At 56.6% G+C, this 26410-nt stretch carries 25 protein-coding genes; 13 read left to right on the forward strand and 12 right to left on the reverse strand.

Translation table 11 applies throughout. The features are described from left to right. Window positions 1-231: 231 nt before the first annotated feature. From ACODS3_RS16305 to ACODS3_RS16320, 4 genes are all read right to left on the reverse strand, one after another. Window positions 232-1854 carry an ABC transporter substrate-binding protein gene (locus tag ACODS3_RS16305; RefSeq protein ID WP_374063466.1) on the reverse strand — a complete coding sequence of 541 codons (1623 nt, stop codon included), beginning with the start codon at window positions 1852-1854 and terminating at the stop codon, window positions 232-234. A 263-nt stretch (window positions 1855-2117) separates the two neighbouring features. Continuing rightward, on the reverse strand, window positions 2118-3719 hold the full coding sequence (locus ACODS3_RS16310) for an ABC transporter substrate-binding protein (protein WP_201020120.1): 1602 nt from the start codon (window positions 3717-3719) through the stop codon (window positions 2118-2120). Window positions 3720-3815: 96 nt separating this feature from the next. Next, window positions 3816-5369, reverse strand: coding sequence for an HET-C-related protein (locus ACODS3_RS16315; RefSeq protein WP_489035269.1), 1554 nt, complete (start codon window positions 5367-5369; stop codon window positions 3816-3818). Window positions 5370-5541: 172 nt separating this feature from the next. Next, window positions 5542-6255 (reverse strand): SIMPL domain-containing protein, encoded by a 714-nt coding sequence (locus ACODS3_RS16320; protein WP_489035270.1) that lies wholly within the window; start codon window positions 6253-6255, stop codon window positions 5542-5544. A 186-nt stretch (window positions 6256-6441) separates the two neighbouring features. On the opposite strand from ACODS3_RS16320, the gene ACODS3_RS16325 reads away from it, so the two are divergent. The 7 genes from ACODS3_RS16325 (at window position 6442) to garD (ending at window position 15257) form a co-directional block, all read left to right on the forward strand. Beyond that, window positions 6442-7701, forward strand: coding sequence for an ATP-binding protein (locus ACODS3_RS16325; protein ID WP_201020123.1), 1260 nt, complete (start codon window positions 6442-6444; stop codon window positions 7699-7701). Next, a complete protein-coding gene (locus tag ACODS3_RS16330) occupies window positions 7698-8261 on the forward strand; it encodes a response regulator transcription factor (protein ID WP_025258431.1) in 564 nt (187 codons plus the stop codon). The genes ACODS3_RS16325 and ACODS3_RS16330 overlap by 4 nt, the downstream gene beginning before the upstream one ends. A 90-nt stretch (window positions 8262-8351) precedes the next feature. Beyond that, on the forward strand, window positions 8352-10079 hold the full coding sequence (locus ACODS3_RS16335) for an ABC transporter ATP-binding protein/permease (RefSeq protein ID WP_304575300.1): 1728 nt from the start codon (window positions 8352-8354) through the stop codon (window positions 10077-10079). A 98-nt stretch (window positions 10080-10177) separates the two neighbouring features. Next, window positions 10178-10927 carry a FadR/GntR family transcriptional regulator gene (locus ACODS3_RS16340; RefSeq protein WP_201005606.1) on the forward strand — a complete coding sequence of 250 codons (750 nt, stop codon included), beginning with the start codon at window positions 10178-10180 and terminating at the stop codon, window positions 10925-10927. A gap of 307 nt (window positions 10928-11234) precedes the next feature. Beyond that, window positions 11235-12146, forward strand: coding sequence for a 5-dehydro-4-deoxyglucarate dehydratase (kdgD, locus tag ACODS3_RS16345; RefSeq protein WP_201005605.1), 912 nt, complete (start codon window positions 11235-11237; stop codon window positions 12144-12146). A 167-nt stretch (window positions 12147-12313) separates the two neighbouring features. Continuing rightward, window positions 12314-13693, forward strand: a complete 1380-nt coding sequence (locus ACODS3_RS16350) for an MFS transporter (protein WP_201005604.1) — start codon at window positions 12314-12316, stop codon at window positions 13691-13693. A gap of 10 nt (window positions 13694-13703) precedes the next feature. Then, on the forward strand, window positions 13704-15257 hold the full coding sequence (gene garD, locus ACODS3_RS16355; protein ID WP_489035275.1) for a galactarate dehydratase: 1554 nt from the start codon (window positions 13704-13706) through the stop codon (window positions 15255-15257). 147 nt (window positions 15258-15404) lie between these two features. On the opposite strand, the gene ACODS3_RS16360 is transcribed toward garD, so the two are convergent. Further along, the gene (locus tag ACODS3_RS16360; protein WP_489035277.1) at window positions 15405-16031 is read right to left on the reverse strand and encodes a Yip1 family protein; all 627 of its coding nucleotides are present in this window, start codon (window positions 16029-16031) and stop codon (window positions 15405-15407) included. 222 nt (window positions 16032-16253) lie between these two features. On the opposite strand from ACODS3_RS16360, the gene ACODS3_RS16365 reads away from it, so the two are divergent. Further along, complete coding sequence (locus ACODS3_RS16365; protein WP_201020127.1) at window positions 16254-16493, forward strand: PLDc N-terminal domain-containing protein; 240 nt, start codon at window positions 16254-16256, stop codon at window positions 16491-16493. 127 nt (window positions 16494-16620) lie between these two features. Next, complete coding sequence (locus ACODS3_RS16370; protein ID WP_201020191.1) at window positions 16621-16821, forward strand: hypothetical protein; 201 nt, start codon at window positions 16621-16623, stop codon at window positions 16819-16821. Between the two features lie 247 nt (window positions 16822-17068). Here ACODS3_RS16370 and ACODS3_RS16375 read toward each other — a convergent pair whose 3' ends face one another. Then, window positions 17069-17260: a hypothetical protein gene (locus ACODS3_RS16375; protein WP_236124259.1), complete on the reverse strand. Its 192-nt coding sequence runs from the start codon at window positions 17258-17260 to the stop codon at window positions 17069-17071. A 243-nt stretch (window positions 17261-17503) separates the two neighbouring features. Here ACODS3_RS16375 and cysC point away from each other — a divergent pair, with 243 nt between their 5' ends. Then, complete coding sequence (gene cysC / locus ACODS3_RS16380) at window positions 17504-18112, forward strand: adenylyl-sulfate kinase (RefSeq protein WP_201020128.1); 609 nt, start codon at window positions 17504-17506, stop codon at window positions 18110-18112. On the opposite strand, the gene ACODS3_RS16385 is transcribed toward cysC, so the two are convergent. The 5 genes from ACODS3_RS16385 to ACODS3_RS16405 all read right to left on the reverse strand — a co-directional run bounded on the left by ACODS3_RS16385 (window position 18096) and on the right by ACODS3_RS16405 (window position 23103). After that, window positions 18096-18881: a sulfite exporter TauE/SafE family protein gene (locus tag ACODS3_RS16385; protein WP_201020129.1), complete on the reverse strand. Its 786-nt coding sequence runs from the start codon at window positions 18879-18881 to the stop codon at window positions 18096-18098. The two genes, cysC and ACODS3_RS16385, sit on opposite strands and share 17 nt — an antisense overlap. A gap of 102 nt (window positions 18882-18983) precedes the next feature. Beyond that, on the reverse strand, window positions 18984-20792 hold the full coding sequence (locus tag ACODS3_RS16390; RefSeq protein ID WP_489035280.1) for a putative bifunctional diguanylate cyclase/phosphodiesterase: 1809 nt from the start codon (window positions 20790-20792) through the stop codon (window positions 18984-18986). 219 nt (window positions 20793-21011) lie between these two features. Continuing rightward, a complete protein-coding gene (locus tag ACODS3_RS16395) occupies window positions 21012-21686 on the reverse strand; it encodes a hypothetical protein (protein WP_489035282.1) in 675 nt (224 codons plus the stop codon). A 78-nt stretch (window positions 21687-21764) separates the two neighbouring features. Next, window positions 21765-22268 carry a GAF domain-containing protein gene (locus tag ACODS3_RS16400; protein WP_201005589.1) on the reverse strand — a complete coding sequence of 168 codons (504 nt, stop codon included), beginning with the start codon at window positions 22266-22268 and terminating at the stop codon, window positions 21765-21767. Between the two features lie 190 nt (window positions 22269-22458). Continuing rightward, window positions 22459-23103, reverse strand: a complete 645-nt coding sequence (locus ACODS3_RS16405) for a hydrolase (protein WP_201005588.1) — start codon at window positions 23101-23103, stop codon at window positions 22459-22461. Window positions 23104-23262: 159 nt separating this feature from the next. Between ACODS3_RS16405 and ACODS3_RS16410 the strand changes: the two genes are divergently transcribed. From ACODS3_RS16410 to ACODS3_RS16420, 3 genes are all read left to right on the forward strand, one after another. Then, complete coding sequence (locus ACODS3_RS16410) at window positions 23263-24147, forward strand: LysR family transcriptional regulator (RefSeq protein ID WP_201020132.1); 885 nt, start codon at window positions 23263-23265, stop codon at window positions 24145-24147. Window positions 24148-24303: 156 nt separating this feature from the next. Beyond that, entirely contained in the window at window positions 24304-25101 is a 798-nt protein-coding gene (locus ACODS3_RS16415) for a hypothetical protein (RefSeq protein ID WP_489035285.1), read from the forward strand. A gap of 176 nt (window positions 25102-25277) precedes the next feature. Next, entirely contained in the window at window positions 25278-25637 is a 360-nt protein-coding gene (locus tag ACODS3_RS16420) for an I78 family peptidase inhibitor (RefSeq protein ID WP_304575295.1), read from the forward strand. An 18-nt stretch (window positions 25638-25655) separates the two neighbouring features. On the opposite strand, the gene ACODS3_RS16425 is transcribed toward ACODS3_RS16420, so the two are convergent. Next, window positions 25656-26402: an NADPH-dependent F420 reductase gene (locus ACODS3_RS16425; protein ID WP_304575294.1), complete on the reverse strand. Its 747-nt coding sequence runs from the start codon at window positions 26400-26402 to the stop codon at window positions 25656-25658. Window positions 26403-26410: the final 8 nt, after the last annotated feature.

Consider the following 26410-nt stretch of genomic DNA (forward strand, 5'->3'; position numbering starts at 1 on the left):
CTCATATGTAACGACACGTCCGAAAACAATATCTGAAGTAAGTAAAACTGCCACGACGGTATGTCGGCCGGAGCTTGTGGTAAATAGGTTCGCAGGCTCTAGTTGTTGTAGGAAAAAAACTTCAATCAAGTAGGTAATTGCTTTTAGCTGCAATTACGCTACTTGGCGAGTTTATTTTTCCACGCAGATATTCAGCGCCTGCGCTGCAAGAGCGGCGCAGGCAAACTGCTATTACTTGACGCCGACTCCATAAAAGGAATTCAAGCCAAACGGGCTGATCTTGAAGTCCTCAACGGTATTGCGCATCGGTTGATAGACAGTCGAGTGCGCGATAGGCGTCATCGGCACAGCGTCCTTGAGCAGGTGTTGCGCCTGCTTGTACAACTCGGTGCGTTTGGCCTGGTCAGGTGTTGCCTTGGCCTGTTTGATAACTGCGTCGTAAGGCTGGTCGCACCACTTGGAGAAGTTGTTGCCATTGATGGCATCGCAGCCGAACAGCGTGCCCAGCCAGTTGTCCGGGTCACCGTTGTCACCGCTCCAGCCAATCAGCATGGCGCCGTTTTCACCACCTTTGGAGCGTTTGATGTACTCGCCCCACTCGTAGCTGACGATCCTGGCGTTGATACCGATCTTCTTCCAGTCAGCCTGAAGCATCTCGGCCATCAACTTGGCATTGGGGTTGTAAGGACGCTGAACCGGCATGGCCCACAAGGTAATCTCGGTGCCTTCCTTGATGCCGGCTTCCTTGAGCAGGGCCTTGGCTTTCTCAGGGTCGTACTTCGTGTCCTTGATGGTGTCGTCATAAGACCATTGGGTCGGAGGCATGGCGTTGACGGCCAGTTGGCCCGCGCCCTGGTAAACCGAGTCGATGATCTGCTGCTTGTTGACGGACATGTCCAGTGCCTGACGGACCTTCAGTTGCGCCATCGGGTTTGGCGTGTCGCTGCCTTTGATCTTGTCCATCACGTTGTAAGCGATGTAACCCAGGTTGAAACCTGCCTGATCGGGCATCTTCAGGTTCTTGTCGGCCTTGAGCGTTTCAAGGTCGGCAGGCCGCGGATAGGCGGTAATCTGGCATTCATTCTTCTTGAGCTTCTGCATGCGCACCGATGGATCGGTGGTGATGGCGAAGATCAGGTTATCGATCTTGACGTCCTCGGGCTTCCAGTAATCCTTGTTACCGGTGTAACGGATATTGGAGTCTTTCTGATAGCTCTTGAATACGAACGGGCCTGTGCCGACAGGTTTGCTGTTGATGTCCGCAGCCTTGCCTTCCTTGAGAAGCTGGTCGGCGTATTCGGCAGACTGGATCGAGGCAAAGGACATGGCCATGTTCTGGATGAACGCAGCATCAACCGTGTTGAGGACGAACTTCACGGTGTAGTCGTCGACTTTCTCAACCTTGGCGATGTTGCTGTCCATGCCCATGTCGGTGAAATACGGGAACTCGGTGGGAGCCGCTTTGCGGAACGGCTGGTCCTTGTCGATCATGCGGTTGAACGTGAACAGCACGTCATCGGCATTGAAGTCGCGGCTTGGCTTGAAGTACGGCGTGGTATGGAACTTGACGCCCTTGCGCAGATGGAAGGTGTAGGTCAGCACGTCCGCGGAAACGTCCCAACTGGTCGCCAGACCAGGCTCAACAGCAGTGCCACCGCGCTCGAACTGGGCCAGCCGGTTGAACATGGTTTCTGCCGATGCGTCGAAATCGGTACCGGTCGTGTATTGGGCCGGGTCGAAGCCCGCCGGGCTGCCTTCTGAGCAGAACACAAGGTTGGATGCCGCCTGGGCAAAGGGTGCGCTGGCGAGCAGGCTTGCGCCGACGATGAACGGAATGACTGCGTGTTTGAGCATGGAGGCCTCAGTTATTGTCATTTGGAGGGAACGACCTCGTGAGCCGATCCATCCGATACTTATGCAGGGGTCATACCCGAAGCAAGGTGCTGACGACAAAGAGGTGGCAAAAAGTGGAACGACCGTACATGAATGTCGCGTGAATGTAATTTCTGCGCAGTTGATCGTTTGCGCAAAGGAATTCTGCTGTTTATCGCACCATAAACGCGCAACCGGGCGTGTGAAATGCACCCGGTTGGCGTGTGATTGTTACCGGATCTGTATTACTTGCTCAGGCTGACACCATAGAAAGGCGTCAGGCCGAACGGGCTGATCTTGAAGTCCTGAACTTCCTGGCGCATGGGCTGGAAGACCTTGGAGTTGGCAATCGGCGTGATCGGTACCTGTGTCTTGAGCACTTGTTGAGCCTGTTGATACAGCTTGATGCGCTCATCGCGATTGGTGGTCACCTTGGCCTGTTGCACCAGCTTGTCGTAGGCCGGATCGCACCATTTGGCAAAGTTGCTGCCTTTGACCGCTGCGCAGCTGTACAGCACGCCGAGCCAGTTGTCCGGGTCACCGTTGTCGCCGGTCCAGCCGTAGATCATTACATCGTGCTCGCCTGCACGGGAGCGCTTCATGTACTCGCCCCATTCATAGGTAACGATGTTGGCCTTGATGCCGATCTTCTCCCAGTCGGACTGGATCATCTGTGCCGACATCCGCGCGTTGGGGTTGGAGGCGCGCTGCACCGTCATGGCCCACAGATTGATTTGCGTGCCCGGCGCGATCCCCGCTTCCTTGAGCAGTTGTCTGGCCTTGGCCGGATCGTGAGGTGCGTCCTTGATGGCTGGATCGAAGCTCCACTGACCTGGTGGCAGCGCGTTCTCGGCCAGTTGCCCGGCGCTCTGGTAGACGGCTTTGATGATGGCCGGTTTATCGATGGCCATGTCCAGCGCCTGACGAACCTTGAGTTGATCCAGCGGTGGATGGGTGACGTTATAGGCCAGGAAGCCGAGGTTGAAGCCAGGCTGGCTCAGGACCTTGATTTTCGGGTCCTTCTTGAATTCTTCGATGTCTTGCGGGCGAGGGTAGCCGCTGACCTGACATTCACCCGCCTTGAGCTTTTGCAGGCGCACGGCCGCATCGCTGTTGATCGAGAAGATCAGGTTATCGATCTTCACATCTTCAGGCTTCCAGTACTCCTTGTTGCCCACATAACGGATCTGCGAGTCTTTCTGATAGCGCTTGAACACGAAGGGGCCAGTACCGATGGGCTTCTGGTTCAGTTCGTCGGCCTTGCCTTCCTTGAGCAACTTGTCGGCATATTCGGCGGACTGGATCGAGGCGAAACTCATGGCCAGGTTCTGCACGAATGCGGCATCGATATTGTTCAGATTGAACCTGACGGTGTGGGCATCGACCTTTTCGATGTTCTTGATGGTCGTGTTCAGGCCCATGTCGGTGAAGTAGGGCGATTCCGAGGGGTAGGCTTTGCGAAACGGCTGGTTGGGATCAAGCAGACGATTGAAGGTGAACAGCACATCGTCTGCATTGAACGCCCGGCCTGGCTTGAAGTAGTCGGTGGTGTGGAACTTCACGCCTTCGCGCAGGTGAAAGGTGTAGGTCAGGCCGTCGTCAGAGACTTCCCAGCGAGTCGCCAGCCCTGGCTCCACTTCTGTTCCACCGCGCTTGAACTGAGTCAGCCGGTTGAAAACCGTTTCGGCCGATGCGTCAAAGTCGGTACCGCTGGTGTACTGGCTAGGGTCGAAACCGGCCGGGCTGGCTTCGGAGCAGTACACCAGAGTGCTGGCGGCCTGTGCCAGCGGGGCGCAGGCCAGCAGCGCGGTAGTCAACAGCAGCGGTTTGAAGATCGTATGTCCCATGAAACCCCTCGCAAAGTGCGGCAATAACCGTTCTGAATATCAACGTGCAGATAGACAGCGGATAGTGCCGTATTTGCCGGGAATCGGACAACGCTCTTACTTGCCCGTGATTTTATTCCACAGGTCTGACAGCGAATTACTCTCGTAAAAGGTTTGCAGGAAACTGGAGCTTTCCCTGTTGAAGGTCAGCAGGGCTTTTTCTGTGCTGATTCGCAACTGCTCCTGGGTGCGGTCCAGATCGCTTTTGAGCGTTGCATGTTTTACCAGCCCAGGGTTCCTGTTTGCCCAGTCGCGAACCAGTGCGTCCTGCCAGTCGCTGTCCATCGGGTGTACGAAGAATTTCGCAGCCACTTGTGCAGGATGCTCTGCCACGCCCTTGTTGGACCATTGACCCAGTATCGTCTGGCCCACTTGCAGTACCGCTTTTTCCGCCAGGAGCGCAGCCAGAGAATGCAGCGGGTGCTCGGCATGGTCCTTGGCGAGCTGTGAGTGCGACGGGTTCGTAGAGCCGCTGGTGTTCGGGTCTTCACCCAGGACCGTCTGGAAGTCGTCGATGCTGTTGCCAAGCCAGGTAGTCAGGCCTTGTATGGCTGTGCCGATTGCATTGCTGACGATTCTTCCCGGTGCGCCAATGAATGCATAGAACCGTTCGACCTGTTCCGAGAAAGGCAGGCTGGCCCATTGGTCGCGGGTGGTCAGGAATGTTTCATAACTCTGCAACAGTTGGTCGTTCGGGTGTTCGCTGAGCAGGATCTGGATGATCTGGTCGCGTTCGTAACGTTCACCGGCCTTGATGGCTTCAAACGGTTTGTTCTCTGTCGAGAACAGGATCTTGCCGAGCGGTGCGGCAAGGCTGGCAATGATATCGCTGCCGCCAAACATGCCGGTTACCAGAGGCAGCCGATGCCGGCAGTCGGCTTCGGAGGTCCATGGCAGCACGCTCGTGTGGCCGAGCTTTATCAGGCTCAGCTCGACGAAGTTGGAGTGGGAGAAAAAGTCTTCGAGGATATGCAGACCCGAACCGAGCGCCCGCAGGCCATCGAAGGATTGCGGGCCTGCCTGTGTTGCCATATCCAGCTCGCTGCTCATGGTCTCTACAGAGCGCTGGATATAGCGTTTCATTGAAGTCTGGAAGTCGACCTGCAAGGCCGGGTCGTCGGGTTTTACCCAGTCCTCGAAGTCGGCGTCACGCTCTTTGGGGTTGGCCGGTTTCGGGTTGACGGCCCTGGGGTTGTCGATGTGTTCGCCGGGGCGGTAAACACCGAGCCTTTGCGGCGTCACTGTGAAGCTCGACCGGTCGAGCTGCATCAGATCGGTGAACTCCTTTACGGCCAGTACATCCACGATTCTGGTCAGGGCCTCGCGGGACAGCAGGTCCGGGAAGCTTTTGGGCATGGTGGTGGCGCGGACGATCTTCGGGTCGAGCAACTGCGAGTAATCGCGCAGCCAGTTGCCGAAGTAAATGGCCCGTATTTCATTCTTCCTGAAGCCAGCCGTTTCAAGGATTGCTTCTATCGAGCCGTGAGTGGCCCTGGTTTTTTCGCCCTGACCCGCTTCGAAACGGGCGGCAACGGGCAGAGGTTCGTAGACCTCGCCGGTAGTGTTTTCAGTCTGCTGATAGTTGCCGGACGTGCTGGCGCGAGGATTCATCCTTGATTCCTTTATTGAAAGGTTATTGAAGTTACAGGTGAGTTTACGAGTTGTACGGGAAGGGAGAATCAGGCGAGGCGTTGAGTGTTGTAGGGCAAGTAGACAGGGGGTGTCGGGGTTTCGCGAATGAATTCGCTCCTACAGTGGGAGCGAATTCATTCGCGAAGAAAGGTCAGGGAATCAGCACTTCGATCACACCATCGGCCGCGACACTGACCTGACTGGTGCCTGCTTCGACATCTGGCGTCGGGGCCGCGTCGGCGCGTTCTGCTTTCATCATCATGACCGGCGCACGCAGGTAGGGTTGTGGATAACCCGATGTATTGAGGTTCAGGTTCACCAGCTTGTAGCCTGTGCCACCCAGCGCCTCGGTGACCAGTTGGGCGCGGGCCTTGAATGCGGTAACGGCATCCTTGAGCAGGGCATCTTCACTGGCCTTGCGGGTTGGTGTCGAGATGGAGAAGTCCATGCCGCCCATTTTCAGGTCGGTCAGCAATTCGCCCGTCAGCCTGGACAGTGCGGCGAAGTCGGCACTTTCCAGGCGCAGTTCGGCACGCTCGCGCCAGCCGGTGATCGACTGGCCTTTCTCGTCATAGATGGGGTAACTGTTGCGGCTGCCCTGGCGGATTGTCACGTCCTTGACCTGACGCGCCTGACCCAGCGCCTTGTTCAGGGTTTCGGTGATCTGCGCGGCGAGCTTGGCCGGGTCGCTGTTCTGGGCTTCGGTGTAGAGCGTGACGAGCATCAGGTCGCGCTGGACCTCTTGATTGACCTCGGCGCGCAATGAAATCTGGTTGTAGCGGGGTTCCTCGGCAATGGCCTGGGCACAGGCCAGGATCGTGATCCCCAATGTGATGACCAGGGCGACAGGGCGAAGATTGAACATGGGTAACTCCTTGTTATAAAAGCGTCATCCGGCGGTTGTCGGACTGATGCAAATCCATATGACTGTAGCCAACAGTTCCGGTTCCGGACAGTCCACCTCTGTGGCGCTTTGACGCACTTTTCCAGTTTTGCCTCCCGCTTGGTTATACTCGCTTCGATCCGCCTGGAGCGCTCATCAGGAGAGCTCATGCTCGCCCCCGTTCAAATGCTTTCAGCCTCGCGCCAGAACCTGTGGCGCCTGACCTTCATTCGCACCCTTGTGCTGGCTGCGCAGGCAGGCTCGGTCGGGATTGCCTGGCTGTTCAATGTGCTGCCGCTGCCCTGGTTGCCGCTGTCGATTACTCTCGGCTGCTCGGTGGCGCTTTGCGTACTGACGGCCATTCGGTTGCGTACATCGTGGCCGGTGACTGAGCTGGAATATGCGCTGCAATTGGCGCTGGACCTGATCATTCACAGCGCCCTGCTGTATTTCTCCGGCGGCTCGACCAACCCGTTCGTCTCCTATTATCTGGTGCCGCTGACCATTGCCGCCGTGACCTTGCCATGGCGCTATTCCCTGATCCTGTCCGGCATCGCACTGACGCTCTATACGCTCCTGCTGTACAGGTCCTATCCGCTGGAAACCTACCCGATCTCCAGAGAAAACATGCAGATCTATGGCATGTGGCTCAGCTTTGCCCTGGCGGCCTCGGTGATTACGTTCTTTGCGGCGAAGATGGCTGAAGAGCTGCGTCGTCAGGAGCAGTTGCGCGCGGTGCGCCGCGAGGAAGGCCTGCGTGACGAGCAATTGCTGGCAGTCGCGACTCAGGCCGCAGGCGCGGCCCATGAACTGGGTACGCCTCTGGCGACCATGAGCGTGTTGCTCAAGGAGATGCGTCAGGATCACAGTAATCCTGAGTTGCAGGACGATCTGTCGGTCCTTCAGGAGCAGGTCAAGCAATGCAAGCATACGCTTCAGCAACTGGTGCGTGCCGCCGAGGCCAACCGGCGTATGGCAGTGGAATACAAGACGGTGATTCAGTGGATGGATGAGTCGCTGAACCGCTGGCACTTGATGCGTCCTGAAGTCAGTTATCGCTTTTTCCAGCTGGGCAAGGACAACGTGCCAGTGCTGGCACCGCCGCCTGACCTGACCCAGGCGCTGCTCAATCTCTTGAACAATGCCGCCGATGCCTGCCCCGACGGGCTGGAAGTCAACCTGAACTGGGACAGCGCGGAAATCTGCATCAATATTCGTGACCACGGCCCGGGTGTGCCGCTGGCCATCGCCGAGCAGATCGGCAAACCATTCTTTACCACCAAGGGCAAAGGCTTTGGCCTGGGCCTGTTTTTGAGCAAGGCCAGCGTCACCCGCGCCGGGGGCTCGGTAAAACTCTACCGTCATGAAGAGGGCGGCACGCTCACCGAGCTGCGCTTGCCTCGTGACACTCAAGGAGATGAAGCATGAGTGATGATGACATCCAGGTTGAAGGCGAAGAGCTTCCGCATTTGCTGTTGGTCGACGACGACGCAACCTTTACCCGTGTAATGGCGCGGGCCATGAGCCGCCGCGGATTCCGGGTCAGCACCGCAGGTTCTGCCGAAGAAGGGCTGGTGATTGCCCAGAACGATATCCCTGAATACGCCGCGCTTGATCTGAAAATGGACGGCGACTCGGGCTTGGTGCTGCTGCCCAAGCTGCTGGAGCTGGACCCGGAAATGCGCGTGGTGATTCTCACCGGCTATTCGAGCATCGCGACTGCGGTCGAGGCGATCAAGCGTGGCGCCTGCAATTACCTGTGCAAGCCGGCCGATGCCGACGACGTGCTGGCGGCCCTGCTGTCTGAACATGCCAACCTGGACACCCTGGTTCCAGAAAACCCCATGTCGGTGGACCGTCTGCAGTGGGAGCACATCCAGCGTGTGCTGACCGAGCATGAAGGCAATATCTCGGCAACGGCCCGTGCGCTGGGCATGCATCGCCGCACCTTGCAGCGCAAATTGCAGAAGCGCCCCGTGCGCCGTTGATGAAGTTTTATTCATGAGGTCAGAGGGCGTTTTTGCTTCATTGTGATCGGGCATTGTTCTTCTTTCAGATAGAGAAGCCGGGCCTGAATCATGAATCGCAACCCTGAAGTCAACGACGCCCCGCGTGGCACGTTCCTCCCCAGAGTCTGGAAGCTGATCACGCCGTACTGGCGTAGCGAAGAAAAGGGCATGGCCTGGTTGCTGCTGGCTGCGGTTATTGCCCTGTCGCTGTTCAGTGTTGAAATTTCGGTCCAGATCAACAGCTGGTACCGGGATTTCTACAACGCTCTGGAAAAGAAAGACCTGGCGTCTTTCACCCATCTGATTCTGTATTTCTGTGGCATCGCTGCCGTGGCGATTCTGGGGGCGGTCTATCGTCTCTACCTGACGCAGATGCTCACCATTCGCTGGCGCCGCTGGCTGACCGAACAACATTTCGCCAAGTGGCTCAGCCACAAGAATTACTACCAACTGGAGCAGGCCGGTCATACGGATAACCCTGACCAGCGTCTGTCTGAAGACCTTGATCAGTTCACGACCCGAACCCTGTCACTCGGTATCGGGCTGCTGAGTACGGTGGTCAGTCTGGTGTCGTTCTCAGTCATTCTGTGGGGCGTATCGGGCAGCATCGAAGTGTTGGGCGTCACGATTCCCGGCTACATGTTCTGGGCTGCACTGGTGTATGCCGTGGTCGGTAGCTGGTTGACGCACTTGATCGGGCGGCGGCTGATTGTCCTGAGCAATCAACAGGAGCGTTTTGAGGCCGATCTGCGTTTTGCCCTGGTGCGCGTACGGGAGAACGCCGAGAGCATTGCGCTGTGTGATGGCGAGCCCAACGAGAAACAGCGTCTGGGCAGTCGCTTCGGGATGATCTGGAGCAACTTTCGCTCGATCATGAAGGTTCAGAAAGGCCTGACCTTTTTCACGGCCGGCTATTCGCAGATTGCGCTTATCTTCCCGTTCATTGTCGGCGCGCCCCGGTATTTTGCCGGGAAGATCGAGCTGGGCGACCTCATGCAGATCAACTCGGCCTTTGGTAGCGTGCAGGAAAACTTCAGTTGGTTCATCGAGGCCTATGCTTCGCTGGCCTCGTGGCGCGCTACCTGTGATCGCTTGCTCAGCTTCCGTCAGGGCATGGACGAGAATGAGGCGCATCGCCCGGCCATTGCGCTCAGTCGTGACAGTGAAGTCTTGCAACTGAGCGCCCTGGGGTTGGGCCTGACCGGTGGTCGCGAACTGCTGCGCGATGCCAGCCTGTCCATCGCTGCTGGCGAGCGGGTCATGCTCAGTGGCCGCTCGGGGAGTGGCAAAAGCACATTGCTGCGGGCGTTGGGCGGTTTATGGCATCACGGGCAGGGGCAGATCCGCTTGCCGGACGAGCGTTATATGTTCCTGCCACAAAAGCCTTACCTGCCCATTGGTTCGTTGCGTGAGGCCTTGAGTTATCCACAGGTCCCCGAACAGTATCCGTCCCAGCGATTTGTCGAGGTATTGCGCACCTGCCGTCTGGAGCATCTGGTCGCAAGGCTGGATGAAAACAATCATTGGCAGCGCCTGTTGTCGCCCGGCGAGCAACAGCGTGTCGCCTTTGCCCGTGCTCTGCTGTTTGCGCCCAAGTGGCTGTATCTGGATGAAGCCACGTCGGCCATGGACGAAGAGGACGAAGCGACGTTGTATCAGGCGCTTATCGATGAGCAGCCTGACATGACCCTTCTCAGCATCGGGCACCGCAGCAGTCTCAAGCGTTTCCATGAACGATATTTACGGGTTGAAGGGGGAAAGTTGCTTGAGCAGCCGGCGCGGCAATACCTTGTCTAAATTCTGTCTGTCCCCGACCATTAGTTTTCAGGGTGTTATCGTATAACCGCTGAGCTATGATTGGTCTTTGTTTAACAGTGCCGAGATCGATGTTGGATATGGAAAAGCAAACCGCTGCGCCTCGCGCACGCAGAAAGCACCGCAGCCTTGCGCAGGAACTGGTGACTGAGCTGTCCGAGCGCATCAGCAGCGGGCAGCTCAAGCGCGGCGATAAATTACCGACCGAATCCGCCATCATGGAAGAGCAGGGCGTGAGTCGGACTGTGGTTCGCGAGGCCATTTCCCGCTTGCAGGCTTCCGGCCTGGTCGAGACGCGGCACGGTATCGGCACTTTTGTACTGGATATCCCGAGCCCCAGCGGTTTCCGGATCGATCCGGCCACCATCGTCACTCTGCGTGATGTGCTGGCGGTGCTGGAGTTGCGAATCAGCCTGGAAGTCGAGTCCGCCGGCCTGGCTGCGCAGCGTCGCAGCGATGAGCAACTGGCCGCCATGCGTGCAGCCCTCGATGCCCTGAACGAAAGTGCAGCCCATGCCAGCGATGCCGTGGCTTCGGACTTCCAGTTCCACCTGCAGATCGCGCTTTCCACCGGCAACCGTTACTTCACTGACATCATGACCCATCTGGGCACCAGCATCATTCCGCGCACGCGCCTGAACTCTGCACGCCTGGCCCATGATGATCAGCAGCATTACATGAGTCGCCTGAGCCGCGAACACGAAGAAATCTACGAAGCCATCGCCCGCCAGGACTCCGACGCCGCCCGCGCCGCCATGCGCCTGCACCTCACCAACAGCCGCGAACGTCTGCGTCATGCGCATGAAGAGGCAGAGTCGCAGAGGGCGTAGGAAGTGAGCTGCAAGCCGCAAGCTTTAAGCTTTAAGTCAAAAGCTTGTAGCTTGTAGCTTGTAGCTTGTAGCTTGTAGCTTGTAGCTTGTAGCTTGTAGCGTTCAGTGATCATATAACGCACCACCTCCCTCCAGAAAATCCTCAGCCCCCGTCTTTAAAGGCCTGAAAGCCCTTTCATCGCTTTAGTTCCGAAAAACCTGCAAATCCCTGTTGAGACATTTTATTTTCAGTTGTACGATGACTTACGACATCGGATCTGCCCCCCGGTGATCCTCTAATAATTTTGTCCCACAGGGTGTTCGAATAATGAATCCACAAGAACTGAAGTCCATCCTCTCTTCCGGTCTGCTGTCTTTCCCGGTTACCGATTTCAATGCTCAGGGCGATTTCAACCGCGCTGGCTATATCAAACGCCTTGAGTGGCTGGCTCCTTACGGCGCAAGCGCGCTGTTCGCCGCCGGTGGTACTGGCGAGTTTTTCTCCCTGGCTGCCAGCGAATACTCGGAAATCATCAAGACTGCCGTCGACACCTGCGAAACCAGCGTGCCAATCCTGGCCGGTGTCGGTGGCCCGACTCGTCAAGCCATCGAATACGCTCAAGAAGCCGAGCGTCTGGGTGCCAAAGGCCTGTTGCTGCTGCCGCACTACCTGACTGAAGCCAGCCAGGACGGTGTTGCCGCTCACGTTGAAGCGGTCTGCAAATCGGTCAAGATCGGCGTTGTCGTCTACAACCGCAACGTATGCCGCCTGACCGCTCCGTTGCTGGAAAAACTGGCCGAGCGCAACCCGAACCTGATCGGCTACAAGGATGGCCTGGGTGATATCGAGCTGATGGTTTCGATCCGCCGTCGTCTGGGCGACCGCTTCTCGTACCTGGGTGGTCTGCCGACCGCTGAAGTCTATGCCGCTGCCTACAAGGCGCTGGGCGTGCCGGTTTATTCCTCGGCCGTATTCAACTTCGTGCCGAAACTGGCGATGGACTTCTACCACGCTATCGCTCGTGACGATCACGCAGCTGTCGGCAAGTACATCGACGATTTCTTCCTGCCATACCTAGATATCCGTAACCGTAAAGCCGGTTATGCCGTGAGCATCGTCAAGGCGGGCGCAAAAATCGCTGGCTACGATGCAGGTCCGGTCCGCGCACCGCTGACTGACCTGACTGGCGAAGAAGTCGAACTGCTGGCTGCGCTGATGGATAAACAAGGCAAGCAGTAACACCGCTACAGGCAAAGCCGCTGAGTGATCAGCGGTTTTGTCGTTAGACCGCAAGACCATGCAGGTAAAAGTTGTCGTCGCCGCTGACACTTTTAAGGGGCCTGCAGAGCTGGACCCAAAAAAATGTATTACCCGCGTAAAAAAATAATGAGTGGGAGTTCAAAAACATGCAAAAGTCCAAGCCGACTCACGTCCGCTATTTGATCCTGTTGATGCTGTTCCTTGTCACCACGATCAACTATGCCGACCGAGCCACCATCGCGATTGCCGGTTCAAGCATTCAGAAAGACCTCGGCATCAGTGCCGTAACCCTTGGCTACATCTTCTCTGCATTCGGCTGGGCCTACGTGGCCGGTCAGATTCCTGGCGGCTGGCTGCTCGACCGTTTCGGCTCGAAGAAAGTCTATGCCCTGAGCATTTTCACCTGGTCCCTGTTTACCCTGCTGCAAGGCTATGTGGGTGAGTTCGGTGTCTCCACTGCCATCGTCGCGCTGTTCATGCTGCGCTTCCTGGTGGGCCTGGCTGAAGCGCCATCCTTTCCGGGTAACGCACGTATCGTGGCCTCCTGGTTCCCGACTGCCGAACGCGGCACTGCCTCGGCGATCTTCAACTCCGCGCAATACTTCGCCACGGTACTGTTCGCTCCGCTCATGGGCTGGATCGTCTACACCTTTGGCTGGGAGCATGTGTTCATCGTCATGGGTGCCGGTGGCATCGTGTTCTCGCTGCTGTGGATGAAAGTCATCTATAGCCCGCGTAACCACCCTCTGATCAATGAAGCCGAGATCGAGCATATCGCCAGCAACGGTGGCATGGTCGACCTGGATACTCAGGACAAGAGCAAGGACAAGAAAGGCGGCGGACCGCGCTGGGATTACATTCGCCAGTTGCTGACCAACCGCATGATGCTCGGTATCTATCTGAGCCAGTACTGCATCAACGGTATCACTTACTTCTTCCTGACCTGGTTCCCGGTGTATCTGGTTCAGGAACGCGGCATGACCATCCTCAAGGCGGGTTTCATTGCGTCCTTGCCGGCCATTTGCGGCTTCATCGGCGGCGTGCTTGGTGGTGTCATTTCCGACTACCTGCTGCGCAAAGGCCACTCGCTGACCTTCGCCCGCAAGGCACCGATCATCTGTGGCCTGCTGCTGTCGACGTCCATCGTCACCTGTAACTATGTCGATGTTGAATGGGTCGTCGTAGGCTTCATGGCGCTGGCGTTCTTCGGTAAGGGTGTGGGGGCGCTGGGCTGGGCTGTCATGTCCGATGTCTCGCCTAAACAGATCGCTGGTTTGAGCGGTGGCCTGTTCAACACTTTCGGTAATATTGCTTCGATCACTACCCCGATCGTGATTGGTTACATCATCAGCTCTACAGGTTCCTTCAAGTGGGCACTGGTGTTCGTCGGCGCGAATGCGCTGTTGGCAGTAATCAGCTACATCTTCATCGTGGGTGAGATCAAGCGCGTGGAATTGAAAGAGCCGCCAGCCAAGGGGCCTTTGCTGAACGACCAAGTCAGCGACCTTTCCCAAGTCAAACCTTGAGGTAACCGTGATGAACCTGATTCAACATGCCGATTCTCCACGGTATATCCGGCTGCATCCGCTGGATAACGTGGTGGTAGTGGTCAACGACCAGGGCGTTCCAGCCGGAACCGAGTTCGACAATGGGCTGGTGACTGTCGATAACGTACCGCAGAGCCACAAGGTCAGTACTGTGGATCTGGCCGAAGGGGAGGCCGTGATTCGTTACGGCCACACCATTGGCTATGCATTGCAGCCTATCCCTCGTGGCAGTTGGGTCAGGGAAGACCAGTTGCGCATGCCTTCTGCGCCTGCGCTGGACAGTCTGCCGATGTCCGATGCGGTGCCGGAAAAAGAGGCTCCGCTGGAGGGGTACACGTTCGAGGGCTACCGTAACGCCGACGGCACCGTGGGCACACGCAACATCCTGGGCATCACCACCACCGTCCAGTGTGTAACGGGTGTCCTCGACTTTGCGGTCAAGCGTATCCGTGAGGAACTCTTGCCTCGTTATCCCAACGTCGATGACGTGGTGGCCCTGACCCATAGCTACGGCTGTGGCGTGGCCATCACGGCGACTGACGCTTACATTCCGATCCGCACCGTTCGTAACCTGGCCCGTAACCCGAACCTGGGTGGCGAGGCGCTGGTCATCAGCCTGGGCTGCGAGAAGTTGCAGGCCGGGCAGGTCATGCATGAAGACGACAGCTCCGTGGATCTCAGTGAGCCATGGCTGTACCGGCTTCAGGATTCCAGCCATGGCTTCAATGAAATGGTCGAACAGATCATGGAACTGGCTGAAGTCCGCTTGAAAAAACTGGACCAGCGTCGTCGCGAAACCGTACCGGCTTCGGAGCTGATCCTCGGCATGCAGTGCGGCGGCAGTGATGCGTTTTCCGGCATCACGGCCAACCCGGCGCTGGGTTACGCCTCGGACCTGCTGTTGCGTGCCGGCGCGACGGTGATGTTCTCCGAAGTGACTGAGGTACGCGATGCCATCTATCTGCTGACTTCCCGCGCACAAGACGAGACCGTCGCGAAGGAACTGGTGCGTGAGATGGACTGGTACGACCGTTATCTGGCCAAGGGCGAAGCGGATCGCAGCGCCAACACCACGCCGGGCAACAAGAAGGGCGGGTTGTCGAACATTGTCGAGAAATCCCTGGGATCGATCGTCAAATCCGGCAACAGCGCCATCAACGGCGTGCTTGGCCCTGGCGAGCGGTTCAAGAGCAAAGGGCTGATTTTCTGCGCTACACCAGCCAGTGATTTCGTGTGCGGTACCTTGCAGCTGGCTGCCGGGATGAACCTGCATGTGTTCACGACGGGTCGTGGTACGCCGTATGGCCTGGCCATGAGCCCGGTGGTCAAGGTTTCGACCCGTACGGAACTGGCCCAGCGCTGGCCCGACCTGATCGATATCGACGCCGGACGCATTGCAACCGGTCGCGCGAGCATCGAAGACCTGGGTTGGGAGCTGTTCCACTTCTATCTGGATGTGGCCAGCGGCAAGAAAAAGACCTGGACCGAGCACTACCGGCTGCACAACGACATCACCCTGTTCAACCCGGCTCCGATTACCTGATATCGGTGCTGTGCCCTGTTGCAGCCAAGGACCCTCTGGAGGGGCCTTGGCCGCGATAGCGGTATTTCAGGAAAACCTGCCTCGTTGCTTGCAAGCTCCTATGGCGTCATGCCGATCAGTCAAGGCATGAATCACTTTGGAGGCTGCTCAATCCTCCACTTCGCCCAGCGCACTCCGCACATACTCCGGCGTCAGGCCGTTGTACCAAAGCAGGATCGTTGACACCAGAATCGTGACCAGCACCAGAAGCCCTATCGCCCAGATCGCTGCGGCATAGAGCGGTGCCTTGCCTTCGGGCAGGCGCATGAAGGTGGCTATGCCCATAAACAGCAGCATGGTCGAATATACCGAAGCAAGCCCCAGCACCAGAAGCGCCAGCCAGCGGCCTGGATACAGCCCTGCAAGGCCCGCAAGAAAAAAGGGTGTGGCGGTGTAGGTGGCGAAGCCAATGCACTGATTGAGCGTCGCTCGGGCTTCAAAGGTGCGAGACATCCAGCGGATAAAGCCTCCCATCAGTATCGTCCCGAGCAGAAATGCCACATGCAGCAAGGCACACAGCTGCAATGCGCTCCTGGTGCCGAGTTTCACGTTTTCACCTTCCGCCAGACTCCAGCCGACCTGAGTGGTGCCTATGTACAGGCAAATGACCGGTATCAGCGCCAGCGGTATCAAATGGGGCAGGTAGTGCCGTGGCTCCTGCTCCTCCTCATCCCGAATGTTTCGCCAGGCGTCTCTGGGTTGGGTGAAAAGTTTGACGATCAATGGCGTGTTCATGGCGTATCCCTCGGCTCAGTGTCTGCCCGCAACTCTCCCTGTCTACTGCGGGCTCCCATCGGGTTTGATGGCGGCTGACTGAATGGTTTCACCCACCAGGACCGTCGGTTCCATGAACCCATTGAGTTTTCCTACTTCTCTGAACTTTCCGGCTTCTCGTGACCTCTTCTATTCAAGGGCGCCTGCTCGGCGGCCTCAGCTCAAACAGGTGGGAGGTTTCAAATGCCTTGGATATCTGAAAGTGGTTTGTGGTTTTTTACGGCTCTGGTCGCACTCATTGTGCTGGCCGATATATGGGCAGTCCTGCGGGTGCGTAAAAGCGAAACGACATCCAGCAACAAATTGTTGTGGATTATCGTGATTGTCGCTGTGCCGGTGATTGGTGTGCTGTTGTGGGTGCTTACAGGCCCAAGGCATATCTCAAAGCCCGCAAACCCGGCTCAAGAGGCCAGCAAGTACTGATGCCAGACTTCAGGAGCACTTCGTCGGGTACGTGATGCGGGTGGATAAAACGTGATTTTCTGCAATTCTTCTGCAATGCAGGGATGCTTATATCCTCGCCATCACGAACCCGTTATGGAGAAAACACATGTCGATAATTGCAAAGTGGGCGTTGCAGGTTGTTGCTTTGTTTCTGTTTGGCTGGATGGCGACCGTGGCAGCGCAATGGAGCAGCACGATAGTCAGCGGCACCGGGAGTGATCGTCTGGCGCAACTGAACGTGAACGGCTCGGTCAGCGGCAAGCCTGCTGTCGCGCAGGAAACAGTATTTGCCAGTCAGGGCCAATAAGGGTTTTCAAAGGTCGTGCGGTTTTCGACAGGCAAAAAAATGGCCCACAACGCGGTGGGCCAAATGGGATTCATCAAAGGAGTGATGTGAATGTACACAGCCAGAAGTGAAGAGGATGTGAAATGAATGTTGGCAAATCGAGAACGGGTCTCAGGGGCTCAATACCCGGAAAATAACTGGCTCAATGCAGTAAAAGCATGCCCCCCGGAGTTTATCCGTCAAGCACCGGAGGGCGGGTGATGGGGTGTCAGGTTGCAGTGGCTCGTTCCGTTGCCGCTCGTCGGGCAGAGCGTGGCAGGGGATGAGGCGCATCTATTCGGGATTTCATTCGCTCTGCGAACTCTTTGGCTTCCTGCCAACTCCGGCAGGTCACTGGGTAATCGTCCAGCTTCACAACCCAGTTGGCCCCGTAATTACCTTCTTCAATTCGGATAAGCATGGTACGCATCTCCATTTTGTAAGGTGAGCAGATGCCGAGTCACCGGCACGGAAAGTTGACGCACGAAATCCTGCACCCAAAATCCCGATTGGGCTACAACAAATTACGTATCCCGATGAGCGTGTTTCATCTCCCTTGATCGGGATCAACGAGCCGTTCGTTTGTTGATAACATCCAGCGACCCGCACGCCAGAATCGGATTCTGTACGGGCAGTATTAAAACCAAAGGGACAAGGTCCGATAATGGCCGATCAAAGCCAGCCGCATTTGCAGAATATCCATCGCCAGGCACTCAGCATCACCCGCCCGGACAGGGAGCGCCTCAATGGCCACGCTGGGCAGGTCATCTGGTTTACCGGCTTGTCGGGCTCCGGCAAGTCAACGATTGCCAATGCGCTGGAGCAGGCGCTGCATGCCGAAGGCAAGCGCACTTATGTGCTTGATGGCGACAATGTTCGCCAAGGGTTGAGCAAGGATCTGGGATTCAGCGACGCAGACCGGGTGGAAAACATACGCCGCGTTGCGGAAGTGGCACGCTTGATGATGGATGCTGGCGTCATCGTGATCACGGCATTTATCTCGCCCTTTCGCCGGGAGCGAGAAGTGGCCCGCCATGTGATCGGTGAGAGTGACTTCACAGAGATTTACATGAGCACACCCATCCAGGTGTGCGAAGAGCGAGACCCCAAGGGGCTGTATGAAAAGGCCCGGCGTGGCCTGATTCCGAATATGACGGGCATCGATAGCGTTTACGAAGCACCCGAAAGTGCCGCAGTCATTCTCGATACCTCTGAACTCTCCGTGCCAGAAGCCGTCAGCCGGGTTCTGGCTTCGATCAGAACGCCAGCTTGAAGCCGATCATCCCCAGCATGATGGCCAGAAAGGGCCGTAGCAGCTCATCGGATATACGCCCGGCCATGTGGCTGCCCAGATAAATGCCGGGCAACGAGCCCATCAGCAGCCAGCCCAGCAATTCCCAGTTCATATTGCCCATGCTTGCATGCCCAAGGCCTGCGACCAGCGTGAGCGGCACGGCATGGGCTATTTCCGTACCGACCAGGCGCCGGGTGGCCAGCAGTGGGTAAAGAATGAACAGAGCCACCGTACCCAGTGCGCCAGCGCCGATGGAGGTCAGGGCCACCATGGTGCCCAGGATCAGGCCCGTCACTACCGTCAGAGCGTTCAGGCTTGAGCCATTGAAGAACGAAAGCCCGTCGCCGCGACGGTGAGCAAAGGCCAGCAGTTTTTTCTTGAACAGCACCGCCAGCGCCGTCAATAGAAGGACGATGCCCAGTGCCTGCTTGATGATGGCGTTCAGCGCATCGGGGGCTGAGTCCAGCGTGCTCAGAAACCACAGGGTCAGCAACACCGCTGGCACGCTGCCCAGCGTCAACCAGCCTGTAATCTTCCAGTCGATGTTGTCGTTCTTTTTATGGACCAGTACGCCACCGGACTTGGTGATTGCGGCGTAAAGCAGATCGGTACCCACTGCGGTCGCCGGATTGATACCAAACCAGAGCAGGATAGGGGTCATCAATGAGCCGCCCCCAACACCCGTCATACCCACGATAAAACCAACCACCAGCCCTGCTACTACGAAACCCAGACCGCCGACATCCATATATGACCCTGTAAGACCTGTTGTCAGGTAAAAACTGGCGGGCAGCATAACGATTTATGTTCTGAGCGGTTATGAATATGTAATCTAAGGTTATAACCGTTTTTACAGGTTTTGCGCTTCGGGTGCCGTTTCTGTTGCGCCTAGCATGGTTTGATTGGGTTGCAGCCAACTCAACAGGGTATCGGCTTCCATGGGCCTGGCAATCAGATAGCCTTGCCCTTCATCACAACCCCACTGCCTGACCAGCTTGCGGATGGCATCGGTTTCGATGCCTTCGGCCACCACGCAATACCCCAGCTTCTTGGCCAGCCCGATCAAGGCCTTGACCAGGCGCTGGTCCGCTTCTTCAACCGTCAGGTTGCGCACCAGTGACTGGTCCAGTTTGACGGTGGTCGCGGGCAACTGTCGCAGGTAGTTCCAGTTGCTGTAACCCGTGCCGAAGTCATCGATCGCAATGTGCATACCCAGTTCGCGCAAGCGTTCAAGCTGGCTGCGGACCTCTGTCGGGTTCTGCATCAATGCGCTTTCGGTGAATTCAAGCTCGAAGTGCGCAGGTGAGATGTCATGTTTTTTCAGCAGCCAGATCACCCGATCAGTGAACACCGGCCCTGTCAGGTCGTCGGGCGTCACGTTGATGGCGACCCGGATATCGAAACCTTTTTGCTGCCAGCTTGCGGCCTGCTCAATGGCTGTCTGCAATACCCAAAGGCTCAAGGGCCGCATGAGCGCTGTCTTTTCTGCCAATGGAATGAATTCGGCAGGCCCGATTGGCCCCAGCGTCGGATGGACCCAGCGCAGTAACGCCTCGACGGATGTACAGGTGCCCGAAGCCAGATCGATGCGAGGCTGATAAACCAGCCTCAGTTGATCGTGAGCATGCACGGCACTGGTCAGTGAGCCGAGCAACTGGAATGACCGTTGCTGAGTCGCATCCATGTGAGCCTCGTACAAGGCCCAGCCCGTACGGCGGGCACGAGCATCGTCAGCGGCGCTGATGACCAGGCGCACCCAGTCCTGCTCCGTAGCCTGGCTATCCAGAGGCACAATGCCCAGGCCGACCTGCATCTGCACCGGAATGCCGTGGCATATCACGGGAGATTGAAGGTCTTCGATGATGGCGCGATAGATCGACTCATCCGGCATGTCGCCAGGTAATTGAAAGCCGAAGCGTGTCGGGCTGATCTTATACAGAGGGCAGCTTGACGGCAGCATGGCTTGCAGACGATTTCTCATCGCCACGACAAGATCCTGAGCAAAGCTGTAGCCCAGCGCCTTGACGATATCGTTGAGGAATTCGGGGGTAATCATGTCGACGGCCACCAGGCGCATCTCTTTACCGGTTTTCAGCGTCAGAAGAATGTCTTCTTCAAGGCGCAGACGGTTATAGAGCCCGGTGGTCTGGTCGACGAAGCAACTCAAGCGCAAGTCGACGATACGCTTCATGACCAGCGCGGCCAGACGCTTGAGCATCCGCGCCTCGCGCTCGCTCATGGGCGCACGGGGAACCGTGTCGATGACGCAGAGTGTGCCCAGCGCGATACCGTCCTCGGTAATCAGAGGCGAGCCCGCGTAGTAGCGAATGCCCGGTTCCCCCGTGACGAGGCCGTTATCCTTGAAACGATCATCAAGTGTTGCGTCGACAACCTCCAGCGAGCCATCGCTGAGAATCGCGTAGGCGCAGAACGAGACGTCCCGTGGCGTTTCCTGAGCTTGCAGGCCAAACCGGGCGCGGAACCACTGTCGATGTTCGTCGACGATGGAAATCAACACGATGGGAGCCTGAAAGAACTCGGCGGTCATCGCCACGATTTCTTCAAAGACATCATCCACCGTGTTTTCGAGCACGCACAGTTCGGTAATACGTAGCAAACGTTGCGTTTCGTTCAGCGGAATAGGGGCGCCGGTGCTCATAGAACTCAAGAATCCACAGGTAGTGACTATTTGCCACTATGCGTGGCACTTTATCAGACAACCGCAGATGTTGTTTTGATCGCACGGCAAGAAGGTTTTCCGGCAAAAAAATATTTTTACCTCCAGAAGCCCTCCAGGACTTGCGGGCCGTGGCCTGCACCAGGAGGAAGGCCGTCGGCGTGAGCCTTACCGTTCGTCGACGAAATCGGGTGCTGGTCTTCAGTCCTTGAAAGGCTGATTCTTGTCCTGCGTAGCGACGTGAACCTCCTCCAGGACCAGTACCACTCCGGGGAAGTGGTTGATGTCATTACTCCATGACTCCTTGCCTGTTCCTGAAAAGGTGCAGGCATAGGAGATATTTTGCTGCTTATCGCCGTTGAACTCATTCTGACTGTGCAGCCATTGATTGAGTTGTCCCAGCAAATCATCGCCCGTCATACCTTGAACCTGTGCTTTCGGCAAGAACGGCACGATAAAGGTCGCCGCGAAATGACGGCTGGCTTCTCTCTTGAGAGCTAGCGCATCCCTTCTCGCCAATACCATTGCCGCCTTCACTACATCCGGCCCGCCGACCAGTTGCCAGGCATGTTTGGCCTCGAATGCAAAATCCTCGTGCTTGTTGCTGATGTAAAGATCGCAACGCCCGCGTCCATCTGTTTCGGGTTTATCTATGTCCGAGTTCGCGGGGCGATGCTTGCGCGTGGGGTATTCCTCAAGTGCCACCCAACCGAGCGACCAGGCCGCACCGGCCAGCGTACTGACATTGGCGCGCTCGTTATGCCACCAGCAGTTATCGTTATCGAGCATGTCGACATAGCGTTTGACTGCCTTCAGCCATGCGTCCAGTAATTCCTGAATGAAAGGGCAGTTGCTCTTGCGTGAAGTCCACTCCATGGATTTTCTCATCAGTTGAAGGGCAGGTTTATCGCCCCGAGAGCCTCGAACGCATAAGCGAAAAACGAAAGCAGCGGATTAACAACTCATCTCGCTCTGGCTTTCCAGCAACTGTTCATGCGCATACAGCGTGCTGCCCAGCAACGTGCAGAAAACCTTCAAGGTATCGACAGTCTCTGGATTGCCAAGCTTGGCCGGCAATGGATCAAGCCCGCATAACGTGCCGAAGAACACGCCATTCGGAAAAATGATCGGCATGGAGAAATAACTCTGGAAACCGTAAAGCTTCGGCACGGGATGGTTGGCATACAGAGGGTCTGTAGCCACCTCGTCGATCAATACGGTATGGCGGCTGGCGCGTATTTCATTGCAGATGGTGGTTTCAATCTCAAGCTCGTGACCGGGCTCGACACCGAACTGGATTTCATCGCAGACCGCGCAGGCGGTCCAGTTGGTTTCCGTCACTTTGGCGATGGCAGCAAATCTTAAACCGGTCAGCCGCGTCACCAGCTTCAAAAGGCTGGATGTCGCTTCTATTTCACTGATTACGGCCAGTTCTGCAGCCGTCAATTTGCTGTTCAAAATGCTGTACTCCAAGGCAACGATGCAGTCGAGCCTGATGATCTTTAGTGTGCCGTTTCGGCTGGGATTGATCGTGACATATTTACTCAAAGGCTTCATGGCTTATTGAGGCCATGCGACAGACTGCCATGGCAAAAACGGCAAATGCCGGCGGGTCATCAAGACGCGCCGGCAGGGTTGCAATCGAGTATCAGGAAACGGTCCGTTGCGGTGCCTTGTGAACCATGGTGTAGGCATAGTCGACGCCCATGCCGTAGGCACCGCTGTGCTCCAGAACCAGCGCCATGACGGCGTCGTAAGTTTCCTTGTGTGCCCAGTCACGCTGGTATTCAAGCAGCACTTGTTGCCAGGTCACCGGAATCGCGCCAGCCTGAATCATGCGCTGTACCGACATGTCATGAGCTTCCTTGGTCGTGCCGCCCGAAGCATCGGTGACGATGTACACCTCGTAGCCTTCAGCCATGGCTTCCAGAGCCGGGAAGGTCAGGCAGACCTCGGTCCACAGTGCCGCGATGATCAGTTTCTTGCGACCGGTCGCCTTGACCGCTTCCACCAGTTTCTTGTCTTCCCAGGAGTTCATCGAAGTGCGCTCGATGGGCTGCTGATCGGGGAACACACCCAGCAACTCTGGCCAGATGTAACCGCTGAAGCTTTCGGTTTCTACCGACGTCAGGATGGTTGGCACGTTGAACAGCTTGGCGGCCTTGGCCAGGCCTACGGTGTTGTTCTTCAGTGTCTGGCGGTCGATCGATTGTACGCCGAAAGCCATTTGTGGCTGGTGGTCGATCAGGATCAGAGCAGAGTTGGTCGGGTTCAGCAGTTCGAGTTTAGACATGATGATTTCCTTTCAAGTTGATTAGTGCGAATCGTTAATGAGTTAGCCGCTTTGCCTGTCTAGCGTTTGCTTGCTGGCTTGGGAGTAAATTTACGGGCTAGCGGTTATCGAGACAATTCCCTAAAATCGAGACTCATTGTTTCCAAATAAGGGACGTTCATGGATCGTATCGACTGCATGCGTACATTCGTTGCCACAGTGAACGCCAATGGCTTTGCAGCAGCGGCTCGTGTGCTGGATGTACCTCGCTCGAAAGTCAGCAAGCAGATCCAGGCTCTGGAAGAAAACCTGGGCGTGCAATTGCTGTTGCGGACGACGCGCAGCCTGCACCTGACCGAGGCGGGGGCCGAGTACTACGATGCCTGTCGTGAAGTGCTGGCGTCGCTGGATGAAGCCGAGCAGCGGGCGCGCAGTGGGCTGGGGGAAGTGCAGGGTGTACTGCGGGTCAACGCGCCCATGTCATTCGGGCTGTGCCGACTGGGACCATTGATTCCCAAATTCCATGAGCAACATCCCAAGGTGGAGCTGCAACTGGTGTTCAGCGACCAGCAGGTTGACCCGGTCAAGGGCGGCTTCGATGTGACCATCCGCATTGCCAGCCTCGCGGACTCTTCCATGGTCGCCCGCCATCTCGCCCCGGCGCCCCGCATGCTGGTGGCTTCACCCGCTTATCTGGCTCGTGAAGGAACCCCGCAAGTCCCCCGCGATCTGGCGGCGCATCAATGCCTGAACTATGGCTACCTGCAAAGCGGCGTCAGCCTGCAACTGAGCAATGGCAAGGAAACCCAGAAAGTCCATGTCACCGGCCCGCTGCATGCCAACAACGGCGACCTGTTGGCACAAGCGGCAGAAGCCGGCATGGGCATTGCCCTGCTTCCGACCTTCATTGTCGAAAAAGCCGTGGAGCAAGGACGACTGATCCCCGTGATGTGCGACTGGCAGGCCCCGCCGATCTCAATCAATGCGGTGTATCCGTCCGCCCGACGTGTGCCATTGAAGACACGGGCGTTCCTGGATTTTCTGGTGCATGAGTTGAGTGATTGAGTTCGCCCAGAGCAGATGCAAGAGACGGTGCAACACGTCGTTTTATTGAATCGACTTATCCCTGCATAAACAGCAACTAAAAACTTGCTTCTTCAAGGCTTGGAACTGAACATGGCGCGCCGGCATTAAGCCATTACTTAGAGAAGGGAGTTGTAAATGCGCACCGTTTCGCTGTTTCTGGGGTGGATATTTGGCGTACTGTTGATTTTTATTGGCCTCGTTTCGTTTGGCGGAAATGCGTTCGCAGCTTTGCTGATTCTGATCTCTGGCGTGATTTGCCTTCCTGTTGTCAGAGGGAAAGTCCAGGCCAAAACAGGAAAGGTAATAAATGGTTGGGCGGTGGTCAGCGTCGTTTTTGTTTTGGCGACCACAGGCGTGATATTGGCCTCGAAGACACTGGAAAAAAGCATTGCTGAGAAAGGCTTTGTTTCTGCGCAAGAGTACCGTGAGGCTAAAGAAAATGGAGCGACCACCAAGGAAGAGTGGGACAAGATAAAAGAAGGTGTCCATGCCCAAAAAGCGCTGGTAGAAGAGGCCGCCAAAAAAGCAGCCCTGGCGAAAGAGCAGGCTGATAATGCCGTTGCTGAAAATGCGAAGAAAGAATCCGAAGCCAAAGCGCTGGCAGAAAAGCAGGCAAAGGATAAAAGCGATGAGAAGTGCCGGCTTGATGTTACCTGCTGGGGTGAAAAGCATTTCGTGGCCGCATCCGTCTTCTGTAAGACCCCCATCGAGAAAATGGCGCAGTATGATTTCAAGTGGACCGACGGGGTGCTGGAGCCAAAGTTCACCCGCTATAAGTGGGCGGATAGAGACCGTGGCGTGATTACTTACTTCGGCGACAAAATCCAGTTCCAGAATGGTTTTGGCGCGTTTCAGAATCACATGTACTCCTGTGACTACAACACCCTCACAGAACAAATCGTGAAAGTTAATGCCCATCCGGGAAGGCTGTAATCTCGCTTCCTAGTGCATAGCGGAAAACACAAAGCCTGCCGAGTGCAGGTTTTGTGAGTTCCACTCAACGAATCGAAGAATCATCCAGCGAATGTACTAGGGCGGTTGTGGCGGATATCAGCGGTGAACTGATCACTGAATACGATGTCTTATAGCCACTTCGGAGTTTTGCCCTTATGGAAAAAGTCATTCCTTTCAATATCGTGAATTCATTTGCCGCAGGAGCTGTTTGTCTGCTGTTGGCCATGCCGGGTGGGCACTCCTTCGCCAGCGAGCAGCCCATCGATCGTGGTTATGGGGCTTCTGAACCCTACAAGGGAAAGATGACTGTATACGGCTGCTACGCTGCACGAGCCTCCTCCATGCTGGGAGAGGAGTTCACCGCTGAAAACAGAAAAACCATAGAGAAACTCGCGCGCGCACGTGGCTCTCGTGTCGTTTCAAGTGGTGGACCCCGAGACCTGAGTTACAGCCCGCTCCGGCTGAATATCGAGGTCAACGGGCAGAACCGTATCGAGGATATTACCTGCGGATGACCCTGCAGCACTCGCGACCTAAAGCAAAACACTCCCCGTAATCGCTCTGTTTCGGGCCACTACATGCTCATGGCTGAGCGTGCTTGTGGCCGACATGAACTCTTTCAACAAAGCCTCGCGATTCTGCGCAGCACTTTCCTTTGCGGCTGCGTCGAGGGAAAGCTTCAACTCCTCGACCGTCAATTCAGTGCAGTAACCCGGAGTGCCCGGTTGCTGACGCCAGGAGTCGATCAGGTTGCCCGAATCCAGCGCGTCGAACCCCGTCGCTTCCACCAGCTCCAGCGCGATTGCCTTTGCCTTGGCCTCATCTCCTGCAACAGGAAGGGCCAGGCGCGACGAGGCTCCGGCTGGTTGACCTTTATCCGTCAGGGTTTGCGCCAGCAGTGCATTCCACGCTTTCACAACCGGGCGACCAATCTGCTCGCTGACCCAGACGCTTTCCGGTTTGCCGCCTTCGATTTCCTCTATCGCGCCGTCGCGAAATGGATAGTAATTGGACGTGTCGATGACCACGATATCGGCAGGCACCTGGCTGAAAAGGCTCGCAAGGCCTCGATACTTCGCAAAAGGGATCGAGACGATAACGACATCCACGCCCGCAACCGCGTCTTCCTTGCTGACAGCACTGACACCGGCCTCACGGGCGAGGTCCTGAATGGAGTCTGGTCCCTTTGAGTTGGCGAGCTTTATCTCATGCCCGCTGGCAGCCAGCTTTCTGGCAATGGTCGCGCCAATGTTGCCTGCGCCGATAATTCCAATCTTCATCTATTCAT

This window comes from Pseudomonas sp. FG43, from assembly GCF_057809175.1.

Excerpts from the sequence above, each read along its gene's own strand:
- ACODS3_RS16305 (WP_374063466.1), bottom strand. The coding sequence starts at position 1,854 with ATGCTCAAACACGCAGTCATTCCGTTCATCGTCGGCGCAAGCCTGCTC.
- ACODS3_RS16310 (WP_201020120.1), bottom strand. The coding sequence starts at position 3,719 with ATGGGACATACGATCTTCAAACCGCTGCTGTTGACTACCGCGCTGCTG.
- ACODS3_RS16315 (WP_489035269.1), bottom strand. The coding sequence starts at position 5,369 with ATGAATCCTCGCGCCAGCACGTCCGGCAACTATCAGCAGACTGAAAAC.
- ACODS3_RS16320 (WP_489035270.1), bottom strand. The coding sequence starts at position 6,255 with ATGTTCAATCTTCGCCCTGTCGCCCTGGTCATCACATTGGGGATCACG.
- ACODS3_RS16325 (WP_201020123.1), top strand. The coding sequence starts at position 6,442 with ATGCTCGCCCCCGTTCAAATGCTTTCAGCCTCGCGCCAGAACCTGTGG.
- ACODS3_RS16330 (WP_025258431.1), top strand. The coding sequence starts at position 7,698 with ATGAGTGATGATGACATCCAGGTTGAAGGCGAAGAGCTTCCGCATTTG.
- ACODS3_RS16335 (WP_304575300.1), top strand. The coding sequence starts at position 8,352 with ATGAATCGCAACCCTGAAGTCAACGACGCCCCGCGTGGCACGTTCCTC.
- ACODS3_RS16340 (WP_201005606.1), top strand. The coding sequence starts at position 10,178 with ATGGAAAAGCAAACCGCTGCGCCTCGCGCACGCAGAAAGCACCGCAGC.
- kdgD (WP_201005605.1), top strand. The coding sequence starts at position 11,235 with ATGAATCCACAAGAACTGAAGTCCATCCTCTCTTCCGGTCTGCTGTCT.
- ACODS3_RS16350 (WP_201005604.1), top strand. The coding sequence starts at position 12,314 with ATGCAAAAGTCCAAGCCGACTCACGTCCGCTATTTGATCCTGTTGATG.
- garD (WP_489035275.1), top strand. The coding sequence starts at position 13,704 with ATGAACCTGATTCAACATGCCGATTCTCCACGGTATATCCGGCTGCAT.
- ACODS3_RS16360 (WP_489035277.1), bottom strand. The coding sequence starts at position 16,031 with ATGAACACGCCATTGATCGTCAAACTTTTCACCCAACCCAGAGACGCC.
- ACODS3_RS16365 (WP_201020127.1), top strand. The coding sequence starts at position 16,254 with ATGCCTTGGATATCTGAAAGTGGTTTGTGGTTTTTTACGGCTCTGGTC.
- ACODS3_RS16370 (WP_201020191.1), top strand. The coding sequence starts at position 16,621 with ATGTCGATAATTGCAAAGTGGGCGTTGCAGGTTGTTGCTTTGTTTCTG.
- ACODS3_RS16375 (WP_236124259.1), bottom strand. The coding sequence starts at position 17,260 with ATGCTTATCCGAATTGAAGAAGGTAATTACGGGGCCAACTGGGTTGTG.
- cysC (WP_201020128.1), top strand. The coding sequence starts at position 17,504 with ATGGCCGATCAAAGCCAGCCGCATTTGCAGAATATCCATCGCCAGGCA.
- ACODS3_RS16385 (WP_201020129.1), bottom strand. The coding sequence starts at position 18,881 with ATGGATGTCGGCGGTCTGGGTTTCGTAGTAGCAGGGCTGGTGGTTGGT.
- ACODS3_RS16390 (WP_489035280.1), bottom strand. The coding sequence starts at position 20,792 with ATGAGCACCGGCGCCCCTATTCCGCTGAACGAAACGCAACGTTTGCTA.
- ACODS3_RS16395 (WP_489035282.1), bottom strand. The coding sequence starts at position 21,686 with ATGGAGTGGACTTCACGCAAGAGCAACTGCCCTTTCATTCAGGAATTA.
- ACODS3_RS16405 (WP_201005588.1), bottom strand. The coding sequence starts at position 23,103 with ATGTCTAAACTCGAACTGCTGAACCCGACCAACTCTGCTCTGATCCTG.
- ACODS3_RS16410 (WP_201020132.1), top strand. The coding sequence starts at position 23,263 with ATGGATCGTATCGACTGCATGCGTACATTCGTTGCCACAGTGAACGCC.
- ACODS3_RS16415 (WP_489035285.1), top strand. The coding sequence starts at position 24,304 with ATGCGCACCGTTTCGCTGTTTCTGGGGTGGATATTTGGCGTACTGTTG.
- ACODS3_RS16420 (WP_304575295.1), top strand. The coding sequence starts at position 25,278 with ATGGAAAAAGTCATTCCTTTCAATATCGTGAATTCATTTGCCGCAGGA.
- ACODS3_RS16425 (WP_304575294.1), bottom strand. The coding sequence starts at position 26,402 with ATGAAGATTGGAATTATCGGCGCAGGCAACATTGGCGCGACCATTGCC.